The 26,352-nt window shown below is 62.3% G+C and carries 19 protein-coding genes; 6 read left to right on the forward strand and 13 right to left on the reverse strand.

Annotated elements, in window-relative coordinates:
- Positions 1 to 16 precede the first annotated feature (16 nt).
- From trbF to A9976_RS05350, 4 genes are read left to right on the forward strand one after another with little or no spacing between them, the layout of a single operon-like run.
- Positions 17 to 721, forward strand: a complete 705-nt coding sequence (gene trbF / locus A9976_RS05335) for a conjugal transfer protein TrbF (protein ID WP_183018123.1) — start codon at positions 17 to 19, stop codon at positions 719 to 721.
- Positions 718 to 1,722, forward strand: coding sequence for a P-type conjugative transfer protein TrbG (gene trbG, locus A9976_RS05340; RefSeq protein ID WP_183018124.1), 1,005 nt, complete (start codon positions 718 to 720; stop codon positions 1,720 to 1,722). The genes trbF and trbG overlap by 4 nt, the downstream gene beginning before the upstream one ends.
- A gap of 2 nt (positions 1,723 to 1,724) precedes the next feature.
- Complete coding sequence (locus A9976_RS05345; protein ID WP_183018125.1) at positions 1,725 to 3,002, forward strand: TrbI/VirB10 family protein; 1,278 nt, start codon at positions 1,725 to 1,727, stop codon at positions 3,000 to 3,002.
- Entirely contained in the window at positions 2,999 to 3,217 is a 219-nt protein-coding gene (locus A9976_RS05350) for a DUF2274 domain-containing protein (protein WP_183018126.1), read from the forward strand. Before A9976_RS05345 ends, A9976_RS05350 begins: the two co-directional genes overlap by 4 nt.
- Before the next feature lie 35 nt (positions 3,218 to 3,252).
- On the opposite strand, the gene A9976_RS05355 is transcribed toward A9976_RS05350, so the two are convergent.
- From A9976_RS05355 to A9976_RS31855, 9 genes are all read right to left on the reverse strand, one after another.
- The gene (locus A9976_RS05355) at positions 3,253 to 4,743 is read right to left on the reverse strand and encodes a multiprotein-bridging factor 1 family protein (protein ID WP_003462893.1); all 1,491 of its coding nucleotides are present in this window, start codon (positions 4,741 to 4,743) and stop codon (positions 3,253 to 3,255) included.
- Between the two features lie 539 nt (positions 4,744 to 5,282).
- Positions 5,283 to 11,189 carry a PilC/PilY family type IV pilus protein gene (locus tag A9976_RS05360; protein WP_183018127.1) on the reverse strand — a complete coding sequence of 1,969 codons (5,907 nt, stop codon included), beginning with the start codon at positions 11,187 to 11,189 and terminating at the stop codon, positions 5,283 to 5,285.
- A gap of 123 nt (positions 11,190 to 11,312) precedes the next feature.
- A complete protein-coding gene (locus A9976_RS05365) occupies positions 11,313 to 11,873 on the reverse strand; it encodes a hypothetical protein (RefSeq protein WP_183018128.1) in 561 nt (186 codons plus the stop codon).
- A 5-nt stretch (positions 11,874 to 11,878) separates the two neighbouring features.
- The gene (locus A9976_RS05370; RefSeq protein WP_183018129.1) at positions 11,879 to 13,003 is read right to left on the reverse strand and encodes a PilW family protein; all 1,125 of its coding nucleotides are present in this window, start codon (positions 13,001 to 13,003) and stop codon (positions 11,879 to 11,881) included.
- A 9-nt stretch (positions 13,004 to 13,012) separates the two neighbouring features.
- Positions 13,013 to 13,525 carry a hypothetical protein gene (locus A9976_RS05375; protein WP_183018130.1) on the reverse strand — a complete coding sequence of 171 codons (513 nt, stop codon included), beginning with the start codon at positions 13,523 to 13,525 and terminating at the stop codon, positions 13,013 to 13,015.
- Positions 13,519 to 14,109, reverse strand: coding sequence for a GspH/FimT family pseudopilin (locus A9976_RS05380; protein WP_183018131.1), 591 nt, complete (start codon positions 14,107 to 14,109; stop codon positions 13,519 to 13,521). Before A9976_RS05380 ends, A9976_RS05375 begins: the two co-directional genes overlap by 7 nt.
- Positions 14,076 to 14,510, reverse strand: coding sequence for a type IV pilin protein (locus tag A9976_RS05385; RefSeq protein WP_183018132.1), 435 nt, complete (start codon positions 14,508 to 14,510; stop codon positions 14,076 to 14,078). Before A9976_RS05385 ends, A9976_RS05380 begins: the two co-directional genes overlap by 34 nt.
- Positions 14,511 to 14,580: 70 nt before the next feature.
- Positions 14,581 to 14,736 (reverse strand): hypothetical protein, encoded by a 156-nt coding sequence (locus A9976_RS05390; RefSeq protein WP_183018175.1) that lies wholly within the window; start codon positions 14,734 to 14,736, stop codon positions 14,581 to 14,583.
- On the reverse strand, positions 14,711 to 15,061 hold the full coding sequence (locus A9976_RS31855; protein WP_409049531.1) for a TIGR04438 family Trp-rich protein: 351 nt from the start codon (positions 15,059 to 15,061) through the stop codon (positions 14,711 to 14,713). Before A9976_RS31855 ends, A9976_RS05390 begins: the two co-directional genes overlap by 26 nt.
- Before the next feature lie 14 nt (positions 15,062 to 15,075).
- Here A9976_RS31855 and A9976_RS05400 point away from each other — a divergent pair, with 14 nt between their 5' ends.
- A complete protein-coding gene (locus tag A9976_RS05400; RefSeq protein WP_183018134.1) occupies positions 15,076 to 15,228 on the forward strand; it encodes a hypothetical protein in 153 nt (50 codons plus the stop codon).
- Between the two features lie 129 nt (positions 15,229 to 15,357).
- Complete coding sequence (locus tag A9976_RS05405) at positions 15,358 to 16,371, forward strand: helix-turn-helix domain-containing protein (protein ID WP_183018135.1); 1,014 nt, start codon at positions 15,358 to 15,360, stop codon at positions 16,369 to 16,371.
- A 255-nt stretch (positions 16,372 to 16,626) separates the two neighbouring features.
- Here A9976_RS05405 and paoC read toward each other — a convergent pair whose 3' ends face one another.
- The 4 genes from paoC to A9976_RS05425 all read right to left on the reverse strand — a co-directional run bounded on the left by paoC (position 16,627) and on the right by A9976_RS05425 (position 26,300).
- Entirely contained in the window at positions 16,627 to 18,879 is a 2,253-nt protein-coding gene (gene paoC / locus A9976_RS05410; protein ID WP_183018136.1) for an aldehyde oxidoreductase molybdenum-binding subunit PaoC, read from the reverse strand.
- Positions 18,880 to 18,883: 4 nt separating this feature from the next.
- Positions 18,884 to 19,834 carry a xanthine dehydrogenase family protein subunit M gene (locus A9976_RS05415; protein ID WP_183018137.1) on the reverse strand — a complete coding sequence of 317 codons (951 nt, stop codon included), beginning with the start codon at positions 19,832 to 19,834 and terminating at the stop codon, positions 18,884 to 18,886.
- Positions 19,831 to 20,484 (reverse strand): aldehyde dehydrogenase iron-sulfur subunit PaoA, encoded by a 654-nt coding sequence (gene paoA, locus A9976_RS05420; protein WP_183018138.1) that lies wholly within the window; start codon positions 20,482 to 20,484, stop codon positions 19,831 to 19,833. The genes A9976_RS05415 and paoA overlap by 4 nt, the downstream gene beginning before the upstream one ends.
- A gap of 236 nt (positions 20,485 to 20,720) precedes the next feature.
- On the reverse strand, positions 20,721 to 26,300 hold the full coding sequence (locus tag A9976_RS05425; protein WP_259649112.1) for a DNA repair ATPase: 5,580 nt from the start codon (positions 26,298 to 26,300) through the stop codon (positions 20,721 to 20,723).
- Positions 26,301 to 26,352 lie beyond the last annotated feature (52 nt).

Here is a 26,352-nt window from a genome sequence, read left to right on the forward strand (position 1 = left end):
TTTCAAGGAGAACTCCATGCGATTCAAACGACCGCAGGTGCGCTATGCCGATACGCCGCAGCCTGCCACCCCGTATCAAGCCGCCGCGCAGGTGTGGGACGAGCGTATTGGCTCGGCCCGCGTGCAGGCCAAGAACTGGCGGCTGATGGCCTTCGGCTGCCTGGTGCTCGCGCTGCTGATGGCCGGTGGCCTGGTGTGGCGCTCAGCACAGTCCATCGTCACGCCCTATGTCATCGAGGTGGATCAGTCCGGCCAGGTGCGCACCGTGGGCGAAGCGACCACGCCGTACCGGCCCACCGATGCCCAGACGGCGCACCACATCGCGCGCTTGATTGGTCTAGTGCGCTCGCTGTCCATCGACCCCATCGTCGTGCGCCAGAACTGGCTCGATGCCTACGACTACACCACAGACCGGGGTGCGGCCGTGCTCAATGACTACGCCCGCACCAACGACCCGTTCGCCCGCATCGGCAAGGAGTCGGTGACGGTGCAGATCACCAGTGTGGTTCGCGCCAGCGATGCGTCGTTCAACGTGCGCTGGACAGAACGCCGCTATGTCAATGGCGCGGCGGCTGGGCTGGAGCGATGGACAGCGGTGGTGTCCATCGTGCAGCAGACCCCGCGCACCGAAGAACGCCTGCGCCGCAACCCGTTGGGCATCTACGTCAATGGCCTGTCGTGGAGCCGTGAACTGGATTCTTCTGAAGGAGCCAAACCATGAATGCACATTTCCGTAAAACTGCATTGCCGGTGATCCTGCTGGCATCGACTGTTCTGTTGGCAGGCTGCGCCACGCAGGGCAAACCGCCGCCGGTCATTTCGCTCGATGAGCCGGTGCAGGCGCAGCCATTGCCCGAGCCGCCCAAACCCATCGAAGTCGTGGCTGTGCCCGAGCCCTTGGCGCTGCCCGCGCAGTTGAAGCCGCTGCCCGATGTTGATTCGGCCCCGGTGGCACCGGAGCCCGCCGACGAGAAGGTGCGCGTTTCTCGCGCCAATGCCGAGGCGCGGATCGCGCCAACCCGCGAAGGCTACGTCAATGCAATCCAGGTCTGGCCGTTCACCGATGGCGCGCTGTACCAGGTCTATGCGTCCGTGGGCCGAGTGACGGTGATCGCGCTCCAGCCCGGCGAGGAACTGGTGACGGTCGCTGCGGGCGATACCGTGCGCTGGATCGTGGGCGACACCTCCAGCGGCAGTGGGGCCGATCTGCGCGTCAATGTGCTGGTGAAACCCATCCGTTCCGGTCTCAAGACCAATCTGGTCATCACCACCAGCCGCCGCACCTATCTGCTGGAGCTGACTTCGACAGAAAGGGCGTGGATGGCGTCGGTGTCCTGGGACTACCCGAAAGACCGGATGTTGGCCTTGCAGCGCCAGGCCCAAGCCGCCAGCGCTACCGCTCCGGTCGATGCGGGCCTGTCGCTGGAGAACATCCGCTTTCGCTATGCGATCAGTGGCAGCAATCCGCCGTGGAAGCCGCTGCGCGCCTTCGATGATGGCGAGAAGGTCTATATCCAGTTCCCGGCCGGCATCGCCCAGGGCGAGCTGCCACCGCTGTTCGTCATCGGCGCGCAGGGCGACGGGCAACTGGTGAACTATCGCTTCCGCTCGCCGTACTACATCGTGGATCGCCTGTTCGGCGCAGCCGAACTGCGCCTGGGGGCCGATAAGGGCGACGTGGTGCGCATCGAGCGCACGGATGGCATTGTCGGGAGGAACTGAGCATGAGCCAGGATGACATTCCCAACTTTGCCGCGCCGCAGGTGGACAAGGTGGCACCCGAGGCGGTGGCGCTGCGCGCCCAACCACGCCCGGTCACGCGCCTGAACCGGCGCACGCTTGCCATCCTCGCCGGCGGCTTGTCGGTTGGCGTGATGGGCGCACTGATCTGGTCTCTGCAACCGCAGCAACGCGGCGCGGGCGAATCCACCGAGCTGTACAACGTGGATCGTGTGTCGCGCTCGGAAGGGCTGGATGCGCTGCCGACGGACTATTCCAAGTTGCCAGCGCTGCCGCCCGACGTGCCGGAGCTGGGGCCTCCTTTGCCCGGCGACCTGGGGCCAGCCATCGTCAATTCGCAGCAGCCGGTTGCCGCCACCTATGCCGCGCCGGGCTACGACCCCAACGATGCGCTGCGCAAGGAAGAAGAAGCGGCGGCAGCTTCTTCGGTATTCTTCCGCACCGGCTCACAGCAGGCTGCGCCCGTGGCGCAGTCGCAGGTTGCTGCTACGCCGGGCTTCGCCGCCAATGCCGCTTTCGATCCACTGGCCGCTGGCCCAGCCTCGACGGCGGCCCAGCCTGCTGATCCGACTGCCGTGCAGAACCGGCAAGACCAGAAAGAGGCGTTCCTGACAGGCGGCTCTACGGAAACCCGTAACTCCGGCAACCTGCAAATGCCCACCTCGCCGTATCAGGTGATGGCCGGAACGGTCATCGCAGGGGCACTGGTCACGGGCATCAAGTCCGATCTGCCGGGCGACGTAATCGCCACGGTGACGGAGCCGATCTATGACACGGCCACTGGCAAGTTCCTACTGATCCCACAGGGTTCGCGCATCCTGGGTAAGTACAACAGCCAGGTCAGCTACGGACAGAGCCGCGTGCAGGTGGTGTGGAACCGCATTATCCTGCCCGATACGTCATCGCTGACGCTCGACAACTTGGTCGGCACCGACCCAGCAGGGTATGCGGGTCTGGAAGACGACGTGGACTGGCATTGGGATCGGATCTTTGCCGGTGCCGTGCTGACCACGCTGCTGGGCGTAGGTGCCGAACTGGCCGCACCCGAGAACCGCCAGGACGGCAATCGCATCATCATCGCCGGGCGCGACAGCTTGCAGGACACCGTGAACCAGGTCGGCCAGGAAGTGACCCGGCGCAACCTCAACATCCAACCCACGCTGACCAGCCGCCCCGGCTTGCCGGTGCGCATCATCGTGAACCGTGATCTGGTGTTACGGCCTTATCAGCCGCTGTTCTTCAACAAGGGGACTTCCAGATGAGCACGACCAAGAAGCTGCGGCTGGGGCCGCTGCCCAAGACCGAGAGTATGAAGCTAACCTTTGCCTGCCCGGCCAGCTTGAAAGCCGACCTCGATCGCTACGCCGCGCTGCACGCGCAAGCGTATGGCGAGGCGGTCGATGCCACGACGCTGATCCCGCACATGCTGGAGGCGTTCATGGCGGGGGATCGAAACTTCAAGCGGCTCTCAAAGTGAGGGAATGACACGAGAGCAGCTTAGGCAATCAGCGATCAGGATGGTTGCCCATCAATAGGCGCGTTGCTCGGTTGCAGTCTAATACTTTGGAGCACCTGGATTTCCTGGTTTCCGCTGTAGTCCTGTTGACTCCACGAGGGCACCGATGCGTAGTGCCGAAAAGTTTGCTTGAATTCCTCTTCCTCGAAGAATCCCAAAAGGTTTCCATCATCTCTCTCGGAGAAAGGCAGGGCATAGACGTACATGTAGCACCCCAGTCGGAATTCACACAAGACATGGGGCATCTTCGAATGAGGCTCCTTGCGGATGTACAAAGTGATCTGGGCCGATGGGTCGGGAGGGAGCATTACCACTGCAGCGGCTATCTTCGGCAAAGGAGCTTCGGAAGATTCGCCATAGCGTACCCAACGGATCGTTTTCGCCAGTGCAGGAAGTTCTTGTTCTGGAATAACAGATAGGGCGATCTTGCTCAGAGCGCGGTAGAAACTCTGTGGGACTATGGGTTTTCCCGTTCCTAGTTGCGCAGTCAGTACACCGGAAGCATCCTCAGAGATTTTCTCGGATACAACGACCATCATCTTGTCGTTGTTGCCATCACGGAACAGCCTGCCCCCTGGGAATTTAACAGTAGGCAATGACCCGCGAGCTTCAATGCCGAGAAACACCCGCTGGATATTGAGAAGCTCGACAAGGGTGGGCTCGATCTTGTCTCCGAAATACTGATTGCAATCGTCACATTCGTCAGCGAGCTTGAGGTACTTGTTGCCCAGTGCGGCTGGAATGGCATGGGCCTCCTTATTGAATTGTGCTCCAGTCTTCCTTGAGTTGCCACAAAATCGACAAGTTCTGTCTGCCTTCTTGGCATTGCCGATGTTGAAATGTTTGTCGGTTCGAGGCATGCACAAGTCATATTTCTCAAGCAAGCGCCCGAAGACCTGCAAGTGTTCATCTAGAGGTTGCTCTTGCGGATGATTGAGCTGGTGCAGTACCTGCTCATAGCGAAATTGCTCAGCCGTTGAGGACGGCGGCGTTGGCAGGAGCAGGAAGAACTCCCCGTCAGGCATGTCGTCGAGCATCTTGCGCAAGCGGAACAGATGTGGCGTTTTAGCCGCATGCCGATCGACGTAATCGTGGACCTTGTTCCTGAGTTCTGGCGTTGCGCACTGGATTGTGTCGATCGAAACCTTTGGAGGCTCGACTTTGCCAAAGATTGACGCAAAGTCGATCACTGGCCCGGCCGCTTCGGGGGTAAAAGTGACGATCAAGCCACTCGTCCCGCGCTCAGTCATGAACGTCCAATGAAAGCCATGACTAACGCCTGTCTCGGTAAATAGCACACCCGCCGCTTCCAACGCTTGACGGATGGCAAGCGCGTTGTTTGGTATAGGACTGCGCTGCCCGCGTTCGAAGTCAGCGATCGTGGAGATTGCAACCCCTGCCTTGGCGGCGAGATCTTGCTGCGACCAGCCGAGCAAGCTGCGCGCGGCACGAACTTGCTCCGGTCTTGGAATGGTTTCTGATGCCATAAAACACGATGTCAGTTAAAAAATATGACATCAATTATTCTATGAAAGAGTTTGGGAGTCAAGCCATGGGTCAAGCTGGGATGTGAAGAACTGGGCTATGCTGACAACCTGCTGTTCGCAATGTCCATCGGTTTTCGATACCGATGCAACGCGACATGGCTTGCCACTGCGACGCTCCTATGTGGCTCCTAGACCACGAAGTCGCACCTCTGCAAAGCAGCCTAAGAACGAGCTAACCTGCTGTCTCATATACAGTTTCAAGTTTTGCGTGAGCCGCATAAAAGACTTGACACCGGCCCTTTTTTGTCTCCTTGAGGAGCGAGGTGGCCCACATTGGGTGGCCGACCAGGCCGGCGCCACCATGGCGGATGTGCTGCACTTCATCCAGCGCGTGACCCCCCTCCTGGGCGAGCTAGGCAATGCAAGCGATGAGCAAAGCTTGGGGTCGCGCAGGTCGGCAAGGCCGTCCAGCCTGCTATTGCGACAACAAATTCACCAGGAGCTGCTTCTTGCGCTGGGCTCCCGGTACTCCCCAACGCTTATTTCACCAGCTCACGCCAGCTGATGCGTCTACCCAACGGCTTGGGCGCAGCATAGGGAATGTCAATGTCCAACGGCTTGTCCCTGACGCCGGTCGTGGATATGTGATCGGTTGCCTTGCCATCGCCAGAGATGGTGGTGGCATGTCCCGAGATCGTTGAGCCATCCACCATGGTCGATGCATCGCCCTTGCCATCCGCCCCTTGGATCACGGCCTGGCCAGTGTTGAAGTCCAGATAATTGATCCAGCCATAACCTCCTGCCAGGCATACATCGGGTGAAGGCACGTTGCTGGCGATGACCAAGGTTGAGTTGACCACCCGCATGTCGATATTCACGCGTTCGCCTGAGTCGGGCAAATCTACGTACCAGCCCTTGGCATCATCCTTGCAGTCAGTCGAACTGCCCAGGCACTTAATCGTACGCGTGCGCTGGCCGCCCGCACCGGTACTGGGTTCCAGCAGCATCTGCTTGAGCCGGCTGCGCAGCGATTCCCCCGAAATGCCGTCCATGTTGTCATCGAAGCCATAGACGCTTTGCGTACTCTTGTCTGCAAGATCGGATGAACCGTACAGCCTGCCGGTTCCCACCAGGATGCGCGGCCTCTCGGTCGCCGCAGAAGTGGGTACCAGTTCAAGGCGCGTGGTGATGGGCTGGGGCTTGCTGCTATCGTCCACGAGTTGAACGACCTTCTTCGCATCCTTGGCTGAGCCGTCCTTTTTGAACTCGAAGCGCCAGATATTGCCTTCCAGATCGCCGCCGTACAGCAACTGGGTGGTGTTGTCGATGGCTGGGTTGCGCACGTAGTTGTTGATCTCCCTCAGGCCGCTGCCTTCCGTGCCAAGCGTGTGGATGATGCTGCCGTTGTTGGCATCAAGCACATAGAGATACCCTTTGTCGTCACTATTGTTGTAGCCCGAGGTCAGGAACACTGCCCAGCGGCCGTCTGGCAGCTTTGATACCAGTGGTCGGCCAAAGCTATGGCCCATGGTGGAGAGGGTCGTGCTGTTGATTTCCCATAGCGGCTTGGGGTCCTGCGGGTTGGTGATATCCAGCGCATAGTAGCCCTTGCCGCCCTTGTTGAATCCACCCACCAGGATGGTTTTCCAGGTGCCACCGGCCTGGATGTCGGCCATCACCGGGGATCCGTCCACGAAGTAGCGGTGACCGCCTTCATAGCTGATGCTGGCCAGCCTGGGCAGCTCTGGCATCACGGTCGTTGGCACAAAGGCCCAGGCTTCGCGTGCAGCTGTCTGCACCAGCTTTTGGCCTTCGGTGCCAGTGGCAGCCGGGTCCACCTCGGCATAGAAGGCATGCAGCATGCCATCGTTGCCACCCACATACACCATCGGCGTGCGGCCGCGCTGGGCCAGCCGAAAGGCGCTATGGCCTGCGTCCTGGTACTTGCGCTGTGGGGCCCCCACATACAGCGGCTGGGAGCCGATGATGTCCCCCAGCCTGCTCTCGCGCGTACGGTACAGCTTGCTATTGTGGTCCTTGGTGAAGCCTTCCTTGCTCTGGTCGCCGCGGATGAAGTTCACCAGATTCTGGCCCAGAGCCTCCTGCTTTTGCGCTTGCGACATCTGGTCGTACTGCGCCAGGCGGCTCGAGGCATTTTTGCCACTGAAGTTGCTTTGCAGGCTGCCCAGTTGGCTCCATGTGAATGGCTTTCGCGTATTGCCGTCCATGAAATAAATCGTACGGGGGTCGTCGGCCTGATCACGGGCATCGAGCCTGGCACGTGCCGACCAGCCATCGATCTGTGTGCGCTGGCCAGATTGCGGATCAATCTTGTAGGCCAGCAGATCGCCGGACCATCGGCCGGTCTTGTAGGTGGCGCCATAGGCGTAGTTGCTGTCGGCACTTACCAGTGCAGAGGACACCGCCACGCTGGCTCCGGACCCCATGGCGGCGCGGATGTCGGTAAACACCTCGCTCAGGCCGGCCTCAATGGCTTTGGGATCATTGGCACTGAAGTACAGGCCCCGGCCATTCACGGCGGTATGCCAGAAATCATCGATGGATTGCCGTTGCTCGTAGCTCGACGTGCCCTCAGTGGGCCAGATCGGCCAGGTCTTCCTGCCCGTGCGCAGGTCGGCGAAATCGCCCGCGCCATTCTTGTAGTTCTTGTCGTACTTGAGTGTCCCCGAAACGCCCATGCCAATCACATAGGTGCTCATGTGCTGCCATGTAGCCTTGTCATCCTCGGCTCCGTTACCTGCGGGCTTCACCACATCGTCGCTGTCAGGGCGAAGGTCGGTAGCATAGTAGTACTGGGCCACGTCGGCCAGCGAGTTTGTGCTCCCCCCTTTGGCGTCTTGCATATTCAACTCTTCGCAGGGGAGCCTGCCACAGGCCGTGTGGGTCGCGGGAAGCTTTGTCCATGGCGGCGTACCTGGCTGCGGCCGCCCTTTCGGGGGCTGTTCAAGCGGATCCAGTGCAACCCATTCCTCAGGTGAATAGCATCTCGGAGGAGACTCCAAGTCACCGCTGAAAGGAACCCGGCTACCCGTCGACGATGTTCCCGTCTCGATCGTGCCCGTCATTATCTTCTTGTCGGACCAATACCAGCCCTCGTAGATCTTCTTCCGGCCAAAAACCTCCCCGCAGGTCGCCGCCGGGCAATTGGCGGGCTTGTCGGCCACGATTTCGCTTGTGGGCTGGTCCACGCCTGCGCAGTCCGTCACCTTTCCCGTGCTCGCGTTGTAGCCTGGGATACAGCCTTCGCCCTGAACCACTGCGACTGTGTGGGGGCCGTCCTTGATACACTGGATTTCGACACCATTGTCAGTCGTGCCCTTGCCGGCCTCGCAAGCCGCAAAGTCCGCTTCGGACTGCAAGTAGCTCAGTCCGCCCGCTCCTTCATCGACCTTGCTGCAACTGCTGGTGGTCCAGCCATTGGCTTGCGTTGGCTTCCCGCCCCCATCCAGCCCAAGCAGCGAAGATTCGCAGGTGCCGAAGGCCATGTCCGTGGCATCGGAATTGCTTTTACAGCCTGAAACGCTCTTGAAGTCTATCGATGATTCCGAGCAGGATGGCACGGATTTGCCTGGCTCGGAGACATTGGTGCATGTGGTCTGCGTCCAGTTATTGGCCGCCGAAGGGGCGCTGGAAGTGCACTGATTCGTTGCAACGTCCGTCGGATCGGGGGTATGCATATCACAAATGCTGTAAATACAGCCATTTTCTGCCGTGGCGGCCTGTGGCGTGCAGGTGCCTGGAGCCCTGGGGCCGCCCACCGGGAGCGCAATGCCCTCCTTGCCTGGCGCTGGCTTGCACGATGGCGGGTCTTGGACTTCGCCTTTGTTTTTGCACTCGCGGCCGATCCAGCCATTGCTTGCCGAGGGAGCCTCGTCAGCCGGACAAGTCTCCGCAGGCCGCCAGTCACTGTATTTTTGCTCACAGGTCAGGCCCGCCGAAGCGTCTGTCCGGCAGGTGTAATAGCCCGGTTGAACCGGACCGCTCCAAGTGCTCGGCAAGGGCGTGCATTCATAGAAATATCCGTTCGTATTGGCGCCGGGTTTGCAAGAGCTCGGAGGAACAGTCGCGACCACAGGGTCTCCACGGCTGCCGCACTGGGTATTCATTCGCACCGATGTGTCGGGAATGGGACCCGGGGTACAGACTGCCGTCCACTCCTGGCCAGAAGACTTTGTGCATTCCGAATACAGGTTGTTGCTGGATGCATCCAGCACAGGGGTTGTCGTAATCTGGCAGCTATTGTCCGTGACCGATCCGGCCGTCACTCTCATGCAACTGGTCGTCTTGAATCCGTTGTCCTTGCTGGGCGGCACCGATTTGCATTCGTCGGCTGTGACGAATTTTTCTTCCCTGTGCCCGCTGTTGCAGTTGGAGAACTGCACCATTGAAAGAGGATTGCCAGCATGGCCTTGCGATGCAGCCAGAATATCGCGCTGCAGGTCCGGGTGAATGGCCCCGCAAGAGGCAACAGGCCCTGAATAAGGCGCGACCCAGGTACCGTCGCATTGGATGCGCCCCAGTCCCTCCACATACTGGCCATTCCTGCCACAAAAATCCTTTGCGCTGACTGGTACGGGCGGAGGGGTGTCGCATTCGACCTTGAAGAATCCGTCTGTGCCGGAAGAACAGGACTGCACCACGCTCCACTGGTCGCTGCCCTCCAGCCTGCAGCCGCCTGCAAATTGATCGCACACCTTTTTGTCGGTGGTCTTGAGGTCCTGTTCGCCCACGGCAGGGTTCTTGTACCAGTAAAAATAGCGCTTTTGCCGGGTCTGTATGGCCAGGGCCGAAGCCCATGGCGTCTGTGTTTCCGTGCTCCAGGTGGTTGTGGCCCTGAATCGGTATTGCGTCTTGGTGACATAGTCCCAGGTAAGCAATTGTCTGTAGCGCTTGCTGGTGACCCTGTGTGTCCCTTGCGAGTTCCAATAGGTGCGGACGCGCTTGGGCTGTTTGAGTTCCTCTTCTCTGTCGCCGATTTTTCCGAAATGCTCTTGCAGCGTATTCGTGGTTTTCTTTGCCCATTGGAGAGTGGCGGTGTTCCACTGTTTCTTGAGAACGTCCTTCTTGACGATCTTTTTGTAGGTGGTCTCGGTCTTGGTGCCGCCGCCTGGCGTCGTTACCTTCCAGCCCAGTCTGCACTGTGCCAACCGATAGCTGACGCTGGCATCGTGTATGTCTTTTGTGCCGCCGACCGAGCCATCGAAAATGGGCCGTGGCCGCAGACCATCGGCATCGGTCAGCGATGCCGGCGGGCCGTCCTGCTGGCCTACCAGGGTTGTGCCATCGATCTCCACAGGCCCTGCGCTCTCTTGCCCGATGTTCCAGTATCCGTCAGTTGTAACAATAGCGTAATGCCGCTGGCAGGCCGACACCACGGGATCGACGAAGGGCGTCATGCTGGCATTGATGCTGTCGCTTTGGCCTGCATAGTAGCGGCCTACACGGGCCAGCGCCTCGCGGGCTGGCGAGGAGCCGCCAGTCTTGATCGTCTGTATGGCCTCGAGCCACTGTCGCTTGCCCTCTATGTTGAAATCATTTACCGGTAGAAACTTGCTGTGCTCCCCGGCACCGGGGTTGGCCACGGTCAGAAAGCCGATGCGGAAATTGTCGTTAAGTGTGGAAAAAGCCAGGCTGACCGACGACTTGGCCATATTGATGCGCGTGCGGTAATAGCTATACCAATTGGCGAAGTTTTGCTTCTGGGCGTCAGGTATGGAACGGCGTGTCCAATATCCGTCCGGACCACCGCCCCCATAGATGTTGGGACTGGAAACGTCGATGCCCAGTTTCCCGTCGTCCACTCGCACTGAGTTATAGTTCGGATTACTGCTGCTGATTTTGTTGCAAACACCGATATCTTCGGACGGCTCCTCAAAGTGGGGCTCCGGTCTTGCGCCTGCAGCGTAGTAATTACGCCACTCAAAGAAATAGGCTGGCTGGGCGGGATCTTCAATAAGCGCCCTGCGGCGGGTGTCGTTGTCGTAAGCCTGAAAATTCCTGGACAGGTCTACCGTACCCAGAGACTGGTCGTAGCCATCCTTCCATGCATTCTCAAACGCAGGTGCGTCCATATCCCGGCCATCAGGCCTCTTGGGCAGCTCATAGGTAGTTTTTGGGTTGTAGTACAGCGTATTGCATAGCGCACTTTTGTAGCCAGCGGGGAAGTAGGTGGTGGTGTCCTGTTCCCAGTCGTCGGGCATGTGAGTCCACTTCATGGAGTCGGAGGTGTCCAGAAGCAGCATCACGTTCGGCTTGTTCTGATCGGCCATGATGCCCAGCGGCGTATCCGATATCTGAACGACATCCTGGGCCGGAGCGTCGGCCACGGCCATGCGGCCAGCAAAGACCAGCATGCCCAAACCGATGAGTCCAGCCAGCGACGCCGCTACGAATGGCCGTAGCCTATACGTCAGTTTCTGGTGCATCTCAAGCCTCCCTTGTCCAATCTCGGTTGATCCGAGTGTCTGTCTGTTGTTCTTCATGCATGCCGAGCTGTCCACGGCCTCTGTTTTGCCGCCACCCACGGTCAATACACGGTCAATACACGGTCAATACACGGTCATCTGCACCCGGCTCTGGGTGCTGCGCGGGCCCGTGGCTCGTGCCGTGATGCGGTACATGGGGCGGGCGTTGCAAGAGGAAACACTGCCCGCCGTCTCTGAGGAGCCTGGGCAATCCAGCTCCTGCGGCAGCACGCAGCTTTGGCCAGGCGCATCCCAGCGGCCCGCATTCCTGCACAGCCGGTGAATGAGAAATTCCACCCTGTTGCCCAGGCCATCGTCTTCGGCGACCAGCTTGGCCTGGCTCCAATCCAGCGGCGCCCTGGGGTCATGGCTGGCGAAGTAGCCACCGCCGGCGTCGGCCTCCAGCGTCGCACTGCCAGCGGAGTACAGCGCATCGAGCTGGGCCATGCCTCTCTCCAGCCCCAAGTCGGCACCCGATGTGGCCCCTTGCTTGAGCGCAAGGCTGCCTGCCATGCTGGCGCCCTGGGTGGAGGTGCGCACCACGGCCAGGCCGGTGAGCGTCATCACCAGCAGCACGATCAGTGCGACCAGAAGGATGACACCGCGTTGCGGGGCCTGCCTGGCGCGATGGGTAGGTGAATGCACGGCTTTCATAACTGTTGGCCCCATAGCGTGTTGCGCAGCGGGACAATGCTTTCGTATACCCGGTAGCGGTAGTGCATCCATTCATCCGCGTCCCCCATGCCGAATTGCTTGGTGCCGTTGGCCCAGCGGGGTGCGGAGTTGGTGACTTTGTCTTTTTCGTAGTGCGGAATACGCATCAGGACCGCGACACGCACGGCAAGAACCTGCTCCCACCTGGTCGTGTCGGGGGAAAGCGAGGCGGTCCATTCGACTTCTTCATCGATCGCGCCATTGGCGTTGGCGTCATAGCCGTATTCAGCCTGAAGTTGAAATATGTCCTGGGCCACGGCGACCTTGTCCGTCTCGGTTTCATCGAGAAGGTTGTAGCGGGTCAGCTGCCTCTTGCCGTCCAAGCTCCAGACGGTGAGGGTGGGCTCCGGCCCCAGGCTGTAGAGCATGCCCTCGCCCAGACTGCTTTTGCTCGAATCCAGGAGGCCGATGTGAGCGCCATCATTGCGCGTGGCCTCGACCTCCTTGCCTTGGTAAAAATCCTGGTAGGTGCCGGCCTTTCGATGGACCTTGTTTTTGTTGGCGGCTGCCGTGGTGGACGTCGTGTCGGCGCCGGCGGTCACTTCCATCAGCAGGCAATTGTTGGTGAAGCTGTCGCTGGTGCCCAGGATCACATCGCCGGCCTGGAAGCCTGCATTGGATTTCTCCATCTTGAATTCACCGCCACTGCTGCTCACATAGCGGGCGCCAGCAAACATATTGCTGGAAGAGCCGGTCAGTACCCAGATTCTCCCGTCTGCTATGCGCACAGGTAGCAGCGGGAATTCGAAAGCGGGCGTGCTGCGTTTGCTGTTGTACGCTTTCACCGAGCAGTTGAGATAGCGGGGGTCGATGCTTGCAAACCCCAGCCCTGCCGAGCGAATGTCGCGTTCAATGGCGAACAACGCCATGGAGCCTGCCGTCTGCGCTTCACTGATCGAGACGATGGTGCGCCGCCGCCCTTCGGACGTTGCATACAACTGGTAGATGGCCAGCATGCTGGCCAGACCTATGGCCAGCCCCACCATGATTTCGATCAGGGAAAAGCCGAGGGACCGACCCATTACCGGCGGCGTTCCACATGGGAGCTTGCGTTTGTGCATTGGCATTCCCTAGTGCACGAAGGCCTGGATCTGGTAGTTGCGCACGGCCGGATCATTGGGCCCTTGCCAGCACAGCGTGACCGTGATCTGGTTGTCGTTCGCTGTATCAACCTTCACTTGCTGCATGGCGGCCGTGGCGCCAGGTAGGCCATGTACGTTGGATTTCTCACCCCGCGCGGCTTTGAGAACGCTGTTGAACGTGGAGTCTCCTGCGCTATTGCCGCTGAAGCTGCACATCTCGCCACCGGGCTGGTGCTGGAACGCCGCAAGCGAGGTCGCCAGATTTTCTGGCGAGCTGCGACTCACCTTGAGTTCGATCAGCCGCACGATCTGCGAAGCGAACATGCCCGCCTCCGTGCGGTACTGCGCATGGCCGGCCCAGGTCGCGGACTTCATGGTCAGTCCGGCGATTCCGAGGATGCCAGTCATGACGATGATGATGGATACAAGTGACTCGAGCAGCGCAATGCCGTGCTGGTTGCGGCCCTGTCTTGTGCCTGTACTGGCGGGCGAGGTCAGCATGTGCGGTTATCTCCCTCTTGTGAAATGCCTGGATCGCACAAACGAACCTGTCCGCCACGCGATATGACGACATGCAGGCAGCGGGGACCCTGCGGATAGCAGTTGTCCGCTACGGGGCCCAGGAATTTGACGATCTGGTTGACGGAGGCCGCACCCTGGCCGTCGAACAGCACGACGGCCTCGTTGGCCGCCACGTGCAGTCCCGTTGTTCGTGCATCCTCAGGATCTTTGCTGCCGACCCATTCCGCTTCCTCGAACGTGCTCCAGTCGACTCCCTGCGGACCTGCCTGCAATACCCAGCCAAGGCCATTCACACTGGCAGTGGGAGCGCGGGGATCATCGGTCAGCAGGAGCCGTACCTCGGCATTGCGACGTACAGCCTCGGCGCGCGCAAGCTGTGCGTCGCTGTAGTAGGCCTGCGCCGCTGCGCGGATGCGTGCGTCGGTCAGGTAGGCACTGGCGCTGGGCAGCGTCATCAGCATGAAGAAGACTGTGAGACCCAGGCCCACGAGCATCTCGATAAGGGTGAAACCCTGTTCGGCGCGGCGCATCAGCAGCTTCCATCCTTGCGTGAAGACCAGCAATTGGCTGTGGGCTTCGTCCAGCCAGCAGGCGTTTCGGCGGTCTTGCGCACGCCCTGGGTGTCAAGGGTGAAGACAAAGCCGCTCATGCTGCCCTTGCCCGAGGCGGTGACCTTCGGGGGTGTTTCGGTCAGGGCGCAGGTGTACTCGAAGTGGCTGGTTTCCGCAGGCAACGGCGCGATCGAGTCCGCCGAGCAGGCACCGGTGTACGTGCGGTGGTCCTGGAAATACTGCTCCAGCTTGGCCCCCATGTCCGCAAGAGGCACCAGGCCATCAACGATGCGCCCGCGCTTGAGGTAGTCGCTATAGCTGGGCAAGGCGATTGCCATCAGGATGGCCATCATGGCTATGACGATCAGAATTTCGATCAGTGTGAAGCCGCTCACACACTCACTCTTATGCATTGGTACTCAGTTTTTATTAAATTCAGGGCGCGAATTTAAGCGAAAACACGGAAAACTCCCATCGCAAATCTCAAAATAAGAAAATTCTTATAGGGGCTAAGGAGCCTGTGCGTAAAGTACATTCTTCAACCCAAGTTTCCGGATCAATCATGTGGGTACTGTTGGCGCCGGAATTAAAAACCCCGTCATTGTCATAATTTTTATTTTCTATTCCTTTCCCATTCATGAAGATTCTCCCAAGCGTCTACCCCCGATTGCTCCGGACGATTTGAGTTGACATCTTTTTGGTTGCGTGTTGCTTCGCTTATTTTCCTATTTTTGCGAAAAGTCGCCAGAATCGACCACAACAACATAAATCCAAAAACCATACTCAACGAGTACCACGACCAATCCACGACTGGTTCGATCTGCATTAATTTCAATGCTGAAACAACTGCACCCAATAGAATCAAGAAATACATTCCATCTCCCTCCATTGAACATTTGAAATATGCAGTTTTCAGTCGAGAGATATTCACTTCGCTGCAATTTCTTGATCGGCGACAAGCCATTTCGTTAGCTGCGCATGCAAGCCAAAGCACAAAAAAGAACAGCAATTCCCAAAGCCAAGAAGATCATTCCCAATCACCTGCTCAGCACCTGGACTACAGCTCAGGCCCTGCCAGCGATTATTGGTGATGAATTCTGTAAAAAAAAGTATATCCGTACTGCTTATTGATTTATCGTACATATTTCTGATGATCTTCCTGAATATGAAACCGATGCACCTTATTGGACAGATCACTCTTGAGCAATACCAAACTTCCACAGTACCATATATATCCACAAGATCCGTGCAACAGCCTCCATGGGAAATCAACAGGCAATCATCAGAAAAGCCATGAAAAAATGCAGTAAGAAAAACAGTTATTCAGGCATTTGGGATCCTCCGCAGCAATCGGCTTCTTCCTCACGCCTGCGCACGCAGTCATGGTCCGCGCTTGAATATAGACTGGAGGAAACTTCACTGCCGCTGATTGATGGCATCAAGATCCTTCATTCCAGTGAAGGGTACGGTTGGGGCGATTTAGCGGCAGCGATCACTCAGGAGTCACCGCACACCATTGAGCACCGGCCGATCTCCAGCATATGGATTGCGATGGCACTGACTCCAGCAGACATTCAGCGGAATACGCAGGAGGCAAGTTTTGCAGGCTTGCTTGACCCTCAGGCGCTTGTCATAACTCCGCCCGGCGAGGTCGTCGTCGATACGATAGACAACAATCCTCGCATGCTGCATTTATTCCTGAAGGACAGTGTGCTCAGGGAAGTTGCTGAAGACATATACGACTCAGGAAAGGTGGAATTCCGCTACAAGGCTTCTTTCGGTGCCACCGACCCCATATTGTCGCAACTGATGCGCGCGACCAAGCAGATGCTTTTGGAGGGTATATATCAGGACTGGCGCAGCGAGTACCTCGCGCGCGCAATTGGCAGCCATATCCTCCAGCGACACTGTGTGCTTGACAGCAAGAGGCCCCCTCATGCCGATGTACGGCTGTCAGCGTCTCAACTCAAAAAAGTGGAAGAATATATGCGTTCCCACCTGGAGCGGCCTTTCACATTCGGAGAATTGGCTGCATATGTTGGCTTGAGCCGTACCGCACTCTTCCAGCGATTTACACGAACCTTGCATCTAACACCCCACCAGTATCGGCAGAATCTGCGGGTTGCACAGGCCAAGGCACTCATTAAAAATGGCGAAATGACGCTCTCCGAGGTTGCTAGTGCTTGTGGATTTTCTGACCAAACCCACATGAATCGCACCTTCCGACAGCAATTGGGGGTGACACCTGGTCAGTATCGCAGGGACATCGAATAGTGCGCCTCGACAGTAAATGGTCCGCCATGAAAAATTCAGTTTTCAGAATCGGGTCTGGCGGGGTTCTCCCAGCCTGAGTGGAACCATCAGCGAAAGCACATGAGGGTCTTGTGCCTCCGTAACGAAGGTTGTATTTGGCAGGTAGGAGGTCATAGGCTGCAGTGGGGAGGATCAGCGCCGGGCAGAAGAATGCAGGGATGGCATTGGCCCTGTGGTCACCGAATGACCGCCACCATGCCAACCGCCCTTCCCTTCCTATGTCAGCCGCCCCATCCCTGCCAGCAGCTTGTCCAACGTGACCGGATAGTCACGCACGCGCACGCCGGTGGCGTTGTAGATGGCGTTGGCAATGGCTGCGCTTACGCCGCAGATGCCCAGCTCGCCCACGCCCTTGGCCTTCATGGGCGAGGCCATGGGATCGACCTCGTCCAGGAAGATCACTTCCTGGTGCGGAATGTCGGCATGCACGGGCACCTCGTAGCCTGCCAGGTCATGGTTGACGAAATAGCCCAGGCGCGTGTCCACGGCCAACTCTTCCATCAGGGCCGCTCCCACGCCCATGGTCATGGCGCCTATGACCTGGCTGCGGGCTGTCTTGGGATTGAGGATGCGGCCCGCAGCGCAAACGGCAAGCATGCGGCGCACGCGGACCTCGGCGGTGAAGGCGTCCACGGCGACCTCCACGAAGTGCGCACCAAAGGTGGATTGCTGCATCTTTTTGTCGAGCACACCGAATTCGATGGCATCCTCGGCCGTCAGGTCGGCGTCGCCGGCAGCGCTGGCCAGGGCCCGGCGCTTGCCGCCCGCCTGCACATGCCCATCCGAGAACTCGGTCGTCGCCGGGTCCATGCCCAGCTTGCGCGCCACGGCCTCGCGCAGCTTCACGCAGGCGGCATAGACGCCGGAGGTGGCACTGGCCGCGCCCCATTGCCCGCCGGAACCGGCCGACACGGGAAAGCCGGAATCGCCCAGCCGCACGTGCACCTGCTGCAGCGGCAGGCCCAGCATCTCGGCCGCCGTCTGGGCAATGATGGTGTAGCTGCCCGTGCCGATGTCGGTCATGTCGGTTTCCACGGTGAGCATGCCCTGTCTGTCCAGGCGCACGCGGGCGGCGGACTTCATGACAGGGGCGCCTCGGTAGGCGCCGGCCATGCCCAGGCCGACCAGCCAGCGGCCATCGCGTTGCTGGGCCGGCTGGGGATTGCGCTGGCTCCATCCGAAGCGCTCGGCGCCCGTGCGCAGGCACTGCACGAACTCACGGCGGGAAAACGGTTTGTGCTCATGGGCAGGCGTGCCCTCCTTCGCCTTGGGTTGCGGCTTCTTGCCGCTGTCCGGCACCACCTCGGTGTCGTTGCGAATGCGCAGCTCCACGGGATCGATGCCGAGCTTTTCCGCCAGCTCGTCCATGGCAACCTCCAGGGCCATGTGCCCCGTGGCTTCGCCGGGGGCGCGCATGGCATTGGCCTCGGGCAGGTCCAGCACGGCCAGGCGCGTGGCGGTCATGCGATGGGTGCCGGCATACATGCGGCGGGTCTGGTCCACGGCACCGTCCGCCGATCCTCCGGGCTGGTCGCCCGACCAGCTTTCGTGGCCGATGGCGGTGATCCTGCCGTCCTGCCCTGCCGCGATGCGCACACGCTGGATGGTGGCCGGGCGGTGCGTGGTGTTGTTGGCCATCAGCGGGCGCTGAAGCGCGACCTTGACGGGCCGGCCTGCCGCGCGGGCACCCAGTGCGGCCAGCAGCGCATCGGCCCGCAGGAACAGCTTGCCGCCAAAGCCGCCGCCAATGAATGGCGAGACCAGGCGCACTTTGTCCTTGGGAATGCCCAGCGTCTTTGCCAGCTCGCCCTGGCCCCAGGCAATCATCTGGTTCGAGGTCCATACCGTGAGCTGGTCGCCCTTCCATGCGGCCAGCGTGGCATGGGGCTCCATCATGGCGTGCGACTGGTCGGGCGTGGTGTATGTGGCGTCCACCTTCACAGAGGCAGAGGCGAACGCGCCGTCGAAGTCGCCAATGGCCGTATCCGGCGCATCGCCATTGATGCTGTCGGGTGGCACGGCGGAGTCCTTGGCCTTGGCCAGGTCATAGGCGCCAGCCACGGGCTCGTAGTCCACACGGACCAGCTGCGCGGCAGCGCGCGCCTGCTCGAAGGTCTCCGCCACCACCAGGGCCACGGCCTGGTGGTAGTGGGCCACCTGGGGGCCTGCCAGCAGCGGCGCGGTATTCATCTTGCCCTGGCCCAGCTTGCCGGCGGTCTGTGCGGTGACGATGGCGAGCACGCCGGGCGCGCGGCTTGCCTGCGCCAGCCCGATGCTGCGTATGCGGCCCTTGGCGATGGCCGAGCCCACCACATAGCCATAGGCCGGGTGCTGGACCACGTCATGCCGTTCATAGGCATACGGCGCCGTGCCGGTAGTTTTGAGCAGGCCGTCGATGCGGTCCATCGGCTGGCCGATGGTCTTGAGCTGGTCAATCGGGTTGAGGGTTGCGGGGGTGTCGAATTTCATCGCGTCAGCTCCTTGCCTGGTCCAGCACGGAGGCGAGCGTGCGCTCGGCCAGCGGGAGTTTGAAGGCGTTGTCGTGCGTGGGCCGGGCGCCTGCCAGCAGGCGGTCGGCAACGGCCCTGGCGCCCTGCGGCATCAACGCTTCGGCCGCCTCCAGCCGCCAGGGCTTGTGCGCCACGCCGCCCAGGGCCACGCGCCCGCTGCCGTCGGGCTGCACGATGGCAGCCACGGATACCAGGGCAAAGGCGTAGGAGGCGCGATCGCGCACCTTGTGATAGATGTGCTTGCCGCCCAGCGGCGGCGGCAGCGTGACGGCGGTGATCAGTTCGCCGGCCTGCAGCTCCGTCTCGATATGGGGCGAGCTGCCGGGCAGCCGGTGAAGGTCGGCAATGGGAATGACGCGGGCCTTGCCGTCGGCCCGGATGGTTTCCACCGTGGCGTCCAGCGCGCGCAGCGCCACGGCCATGTCGCTGGGGTGGGTGGCAATGCAGGCCTCGCTGCCGCCGATCACCGCATGCTGGCGGCTCGCGCCGGCAATGGCCGAACAGCCGCTGCCCGGCACGCGCTTGTTGCATGGCATGTTGGTGTCGTAGAAATACGCGCAGCGGGTGCGCTGCAGCAGATTGCCGCCTGTGGTCGCCATGTTGCGCAACTGGCCCGAGGCGCCGGCCACCAGGGCGCGCGTCAGCACGCCGTAGTCGCGCCGCACGCGCGCATGGGCGGCCAGGTCGCTGTTGCGCACCAGCGCGCCTATGCGCAGCCCGCCCTGCGCGGTGGGCTCCACCGTGTCCATGCCGGTGCCGTTCACATCGACCAGATGCACGGGGGTTTCTATCTGCAGCTTCATCAGGTCCAGCAGATTCGTGCCCCCGGCGATGAAGCAGGCGCCCGGCCGGGCCGCCACGGCGGCTGCAGCCTGCGCGGGGGATTGGGCGCGTTCGTAGGTGAAGGCAATCATGTCCGCCCCTCCCCCGCCACTTCGGTGATGGCATCGACGATGTTGGAATACGCCCCGCAGCGGCACAGATTGCCGCTCATGCGTTCGCGCAGTTCATGGGCCGACACCAGGGGCTGGGCGACGATGTCTTCGCTGGCATGGCTAGGCATGCCTTGCCGGATCTCGTCGAGCACGCCCACGGCAGAGCAGATCTGCCCCGGCGTGCAGTAGCCGCACTGGAAACCGTCGTGCCGCACGAAGGCCGCCTGCATGGCGTGCGGGGATTGCGGCGTGCCAAGACCTTCGATGGTGGTCACGGCGGCGCCCTGGTTCATCACGGCCAGGCTCAGGCAGGACACCACCCGCCGGCCATTGACCAGCACCGTGCAGGCCCCGCACTGGCCATGGTCGCAGCCTTTCTTGGTGCCGGTCAGGTGCAGATGCTCGCGCAGGGCGTCGAGCAGCGTGGTGCGGGTGTCCAGGTCCAGGCGGTGCGCACTGCCGTTCACCTGCAGGGTGACGGGCAACCGGGGCGGATCGGGAACGCCGGGTGGGGAGGGAGGCTGCATCTGCGCACCGGCCGGCAGGGGCACGGCAGTTGCCGCAGCCGTGGAGGCACCTGCAATCAGCAGGTCCCTGCGCGAAACGGAAAGCTGGGGGTTGTGTTCCATGGGGCGTCCATCGTGTTGGCTCGTTCGTGGGGCGCGCACGCCGCAGCGCACTCGCCGTCCCAGCATCGGGGCGCGACGCGCCCCGGGTTGTAGGTGACGACCCAACTTCCGGGACATCGGGATGTCCGATGACGGATCAGTGCGTGCAGACTTCCGATGGCCGCCGGCACATGCAAAGGCAGGGCCGACAAGGCGCCCCCAGCCTTTCCCGATGCGCCCTCCCCCGGGCGCAGCGCCTAGGCCGCAGGCGGCACGTCGCCGCGCTGCATGCGCTCGAAGGCCTTGTCGATTTCCTCGGAGCGTATGGCGCCCGCAGCCGGAACGGGACGGCCCGCGCGCTGGGCGTCGATCTGCTCTTGCATGCGCGTGGCCACCTGCATCAGTACGCGGTGCAGGCCCAGTTGCTGGCGGCGAGCCTGATCCAGGTGCGTGACCACGGGCTCCAGGGACTCGGTCAGCGAGCGGGTCAGCAGTTGGCCCAGCATGTGGGCAAGGGCCTGCCTGTTCTGGGCCTCCTGCGTATCCGACGGGGCGCCGGCATGGGGGCCAGCAGGCTCGCTGGCCAACTTTTGCGCCATCAGCTCGCGTATGCCGTGCAGCGAGTCGCCTGCCGCGCTTTGCGCCTGCAGCAGCCGCGCCAGCAGAGCCTGAAGCGCCTGCAGCGTCCGGGATTGGTCCGCGTCCCTGGCGGCGGCCTGCGCGGCCGCCGTCGATGCGTGGATCTGGTCGGCGGCGGCGTCTTCCTGCATCGCCTGCTGGCGGGACTGGGCCACCTCGCGCGTGGCGGCGACCAGGTCGACCAGTTGTGCCGTCACGCGCGTGGCGGCGTCGGCATTGGCGCCGCCTGCGGCCTGGCGGCGCAGGAACTGCTGGCGTATCTGCTGCCAGCGGGCGCTGTCCTCATCGCTCATCTGCCCGCGCAGCTCGGCGAGCTTGAGCAGATTCTCCTCGGCGCCCGTGGTCAGCATCTGCGCTTCGCCCTGGTAGTGGTCGGCCAGCATCTGCTGCATTTCCTGGTCGTTCATCACCGGGGTGATTTTTTCGGCCAGCTTGTTCATGTTGCGGTAGCTGCCCTGCAGCCTGAAGGCGGGTTCGGTGCGGTAGCCGTCGTCCTGCGCGGCGCTCTGGATGTACTGCTGGTTGACCTTGAACACCAGCTCGCGCACCTGCACCATGCGGGCCAGCACGGCCTCGATCTCGCGCAGCTCGGCCGATGAATAGTCGTGCGACAGCGCATTGCCCGAGACATCCCGGCCCTGCGCCTTGTCCAGCAGCAGGTACAGGTCCTGCAGGCTGCGCGTGGCCATGGGCGCGAGCACGGCGTTGGAGGTCATGCTGTTTTCGATGTAGCTGAGCTTGAACACCTCCTGCATGCCGCCCAGCACGTCGCCCAGGTTGTAGATATCGGCCCGGTTGGCGAGCATGTCGGGGATCTTGAAGACCTCGCCCGACTCGGTATAGGGGTTGCCCGACATGACCACGCAAAAGCGCTTGCCGCGCATGTCGTGGGTGCGGGTCTGGCCCTTCCACACACCCTCGATGCGGCGCGTGCCGTCCGACAGCGAGATGAATTTCTGCAGGAACTCGGGGTGCGTGTGCTGTATGTCGTCGATGTACAGCATCACGTTGTTGGCCATCTCCAGCGCCAGGTTGAGCTTTTCCAGCTCCTTGGCCGCCGTGGCGTCCGGCGCCTGGGCCGGGTCCAGCGAGCGCACGGAGTGGCCCAGCGCCGGGCCGTTGATCTTCATGAAGATCAGGCCCAGCCGGTTGGCCACGTACTCCATCAGCGTGGTCTTGCCGTAGCCGGGCGGCGAGATCATCATCAGCAGGCCCATCTGGTCGGTGCGCTTGTTCTCGCCGGCCACGCCGATCTGCTTGGCCAGGTTGTCCCCGATCACGGGCAGGTAGATCTCGTTGATGAGCCGGTTGCGCACAAAGGACGACAGCGGCCGGGCCTTGAATTCCTCCACCCGCACGCGCGAGCGCCAGTCCTGTAGCAGCTGCTGGCGCAGCGCCTGGTAGCGGCCGAACTCGGGAACAAAGCTGCGGAAATGGCGCGCGGCGCGCTGGCCCAGGTCGTCGATCTGCAGCCACATGCGGCCGTCCGCAATGCGCGGATGCTGGCCCAGCAGGCCCGGCACTTCGTGGCGCAGGTCCACGCTGCTGACCTTGCAGGGCAACTGGCCGGCACAGCACAGCCATGCCGCGGCCTCGCCGCAATAGGCCAGCCAGGCCTGCCCTTGCCCGTCGTCCAGCGCGTGGCAGGCGGTCTGCAGCCAGTGCAGCGCGCTGCGCCAGCGCTGGTCCAGCGGCGCCACGGCCTTGTCGCGCCGGTCCTCGCCCTGCCAGTAGGCCTGCATTTCTTCCCAGCGCTGCAGCGGCTGGGCCTGCTGCTGCACGGCGGCCTGCAGCGCGGCAATGGCCGACTGGCTGTAGCTGGAGAAGGAAAAGCGCACGGCCTTTTGCGCCAGCTCGGCCTGCAGGTAGTCGGCGGCGCCGTGGATCAGGCTGTCGATATCGCTGTCTGCGGGCGCCGCCTGTCCTGGCAGCAGGTCGCGCAGCAGGCCCCGTTCTTCGGCATAGGCGCGCAGGCGCTCGGAGATGTCGGTGCGCAGGCTCAGCTGTTCGGCCTCGCTGCCGAACATCTGCTGCATGGCCTGGGCCTGCTGGGCGCGCAGCGGCCACTGCGCCATGGCGGCAGCCAGCTGCGGCTGCTGCACCTGGGCCTGTGCGCTCCAGAACAGCAGGGCCAGCGCACGGGCGTCGGGCGCAAAGCGCAGCACGCCGGCGGCATCGCGCAGGGGCAGCAGCACCTGCAGGATGCGGGCCGCATCATGGTCGTGGATGCCGCGCTCATAGCCTTCGCGGTAGCGCGGCGCGGAGAATTCGCGGATGGCCTGGGTCAGCGCCGCCTCGTCGGGCAGCAACTGGGCCAGCCGGGCCTCGCTCCAGCCGTCACGGCGCTGGCGCGCGGCCAGCACCACTTCCAGGGCCAGGTATTCGCCGCGGTAGAACTGCGGCGATTCGGCCGGCGTGGAGGCATCCCAGTAGGCCTGCAGGGCGGCCAGCTCCGGGTTGTCCATGGGCTCGAAATACTCGGTGCCGACCAGGTGCAGGAACAGTTCGCCGTTGCGTGGCAGCAGGGTCAGGTCCAGCTCCTGGTTGCCCACGCTGAAGCGGTGGCGGCCCAGGCGGATGATGGCGCCGTCGCCTTCGTACAGCTCCGTGCGGTCCTGCAGCGCGCGAAACGCCTGGTCGCGCAGGTTCTTGACGCGGCCGTCGATGTCGTCGGCCTTGACCGGGTCATGCAGTTGCTCGCGCAGGCGCTGGGCCAGCTCCTTGAGCTTGCCGATCAGCGGATCGCCTGCAAAAAAAGCATGCAGCGCGTCGGCGCTGGCGAGTTTTTCGGTGCGCTTGGGCAGGCTTTGCACGATGCGCAGCGCCGCGTCCAGCACGCCCTGCGCCTTGCGCTGGCGCTCGTCCTGCAGCGACTGGCGGCGCGCCTCGAAGCTTTCCAGCACCTCCTCGCGCTTGGCCATGATGTCGCCAAGAAACTGCTCGTGCTCGCCGAAGCGGCTTTCGATTTCCTCCAGCTGCACCAGCAGGCGCGCCAGCTGCTCGTCGCATTTCTCGGGCGTCTGCGCCAGGCCCAGGGCGCTGACGATGCTTTGCGAGAACAGCGCCAGCTGGGCTGCGAACTGGGCCACGTTCTCGGCGCCGCCCAGGCCCGACCTGCGCTGCTCGGCGCGCGCACGCACCTGGTTCAGGCGCGCATAGACGGCCGAGATGCGATCCACCACCTGGGTGCGCTGCGTGGCGTCGTCGATGGACAGGCTGCCCATGAGTTCGGACAGCATGTCCAGCGCGGCCGCCATGTCGGCCATGCGCGCCAGCGGCTCGTTGATCTGCGCCACCGTGGCTGCCGACTGCGCGGCCTGGTCCAGTGCCTGCAGCTGGTCGGCATAGGGCTGCATGGCCTCGTCGGTGGCAATGAAGGCGGCCGTGCGCTGGGAGACTTCGGCCTGGGCCTCGTTGACGCCCTGCACCATGGCGTCGATGGCGGCCTGGTCCACATAGCGCAGGTCGCGCGTGGCCATGAGCTGGCCGCGCAACTGGCCCAGCTGGGTGAGCGCGTCCACGTACTCGCCAATGCCTTTCCAGTCCGCCAGGCGCAACTGCTTGAGCAACTGGCCGTGGCGGCCGGAAACCTCGCCCATGGCCTTGGCCGAGGCATTGCGGATGCTCTCGACCTTTTCGTACTCGTCGATGACCGCATCGCCCGTGGCGACGATGCCCAGCAGCGATTCGTGCACGCCCTGGAGCTGCGGCGCGCCCAGCCAGTGGTAGCGCTCGAACAGGCGGCGTGCGGCGTCGATCAGGCGCTCGTAGCGCGGCAGCGAGACTTCGGTGGCCGCGATTTCCTTGCGCACGCTGTACAGATCCGAGATACCGCTGACCAGCTCGGCATTGCCGATGCGGCCCAGGAAGCTGTCGCGCTGCGGCTGGCGCGCCGCGTAGTCGTCCGAGGCGAAGGGCGTACGCCAGACCTGCATGGGGTGCACGCGCGAGGCCTCGTTGCTTTCGGCCGCGAAGATGACGATGCGCCCGTCGTCCATGCGCGCATAGCCGTGGCCGATGATGGGCGGCTGCAGGGCGCGCTCGATCAGGTTGTACTTGAACAGCGCCATGCGCCCGCTCTCTGGCTCGTAGAACACGTAGAGCACGTCCTCGCCGTTGGGCGAGCGGATGCTGCGCCGGTAGCGCATGCCCTGCATGTTCTGCTCGAACGAGCGGTTCTCGCCGCTTTGCAGGTAGTAGCCGCCGGGGAAGATGATGCCGTGGTCCTGGGGCAGCTGGATGCAGGCCGCGCCGATGGCGTCCATGCGCAGCACCTGGCGGGAGACGGTGTTGAAGATCAGGTAGCGCCACTGCTCTTCGCGGTAGGGCAGGATCTTCAGCAGGATCAGGCTGCCCACGGCCGCGTACTCGAACACGGCGTCGTCCAGCGACTGGTTCAGTTCCTGCACGGGCTCGCTGTAGATGCCCAGCCCGTCGTTGGTGTTGTTCTCGACCTTGATGGTCAGGGTGCCGCCCAGTGTCTCCACAAAGACCTTGTCCAGCACGTTGATGTGCGGATGGCGCCCCTGCACCAGTTGCTCGCGCCCGGCGCGCTGCCACTCGAAGTCATGGGGCGCAGGCAGTTCGATGTCGCGCTCGCCCCGGTTGTCTATGTAGCGTATGGGCTGGCCGTCGACGGGCACGGACCAGCGGAACACGCGCACATCGGACAGGCGCTCGCCGATCTGGAAGCTCGCCAGCAGCTTGCCGTCGCGCACGGCCAGCTGCATCAGCCGGGTGTTCTTGTAGTAGGCATACAGCTCCTGGAAGTCCTGCACGAAGCTCTGTATGCCCAGGAAGCTGTCCTTGAGGTCCACGGGAGTGACCTCGTAGCCCTGCTCTCCCTCGTGCAAGCGGTACAGGCCGAACACGTCTTCCACGCGCGTGGACTGCTTCAGGCCCATGAAGACGTTGTAGCCGAACAGCAGGTAGCCGCCGACCTGGGCGATGTCGCGGCCCAGGCAGTTGTTCTCGGTGCGCACGCGCATGCGCCCGATGACTTCCATCTGGCTGCGGCCGAATTCTTCCAGCCGCTCCTCGTTGAGCTGGCGCACCAGCGCCTCCAGCGCCTGCCCCTGGCCGTCCAGGCGCTTGGCCAGCACTTCGTAGGAGCCGCCGCTGGCAACTGCCTGGTCCACGGCGGAGGCGGCCGTGTCGGGGGAGAGGGACGGTGTGGACGATGGGGACGGTTGGGACATGGGCGTCACGGGCTTTCGCGTGTCAGGGACCATTCACGCCCTCCCCGGCCAG

This window comes from Delftia sp. UME58, assembly GCF_014170385.1.
In the GTDB taxonomy this organism is placed as follows: Bacteria; Pseudomonadota; Gammaproteobacteria; order Burkholderiales; family Burkholderiaceae_C; genus Comamonas; species Comamonas acidovorans.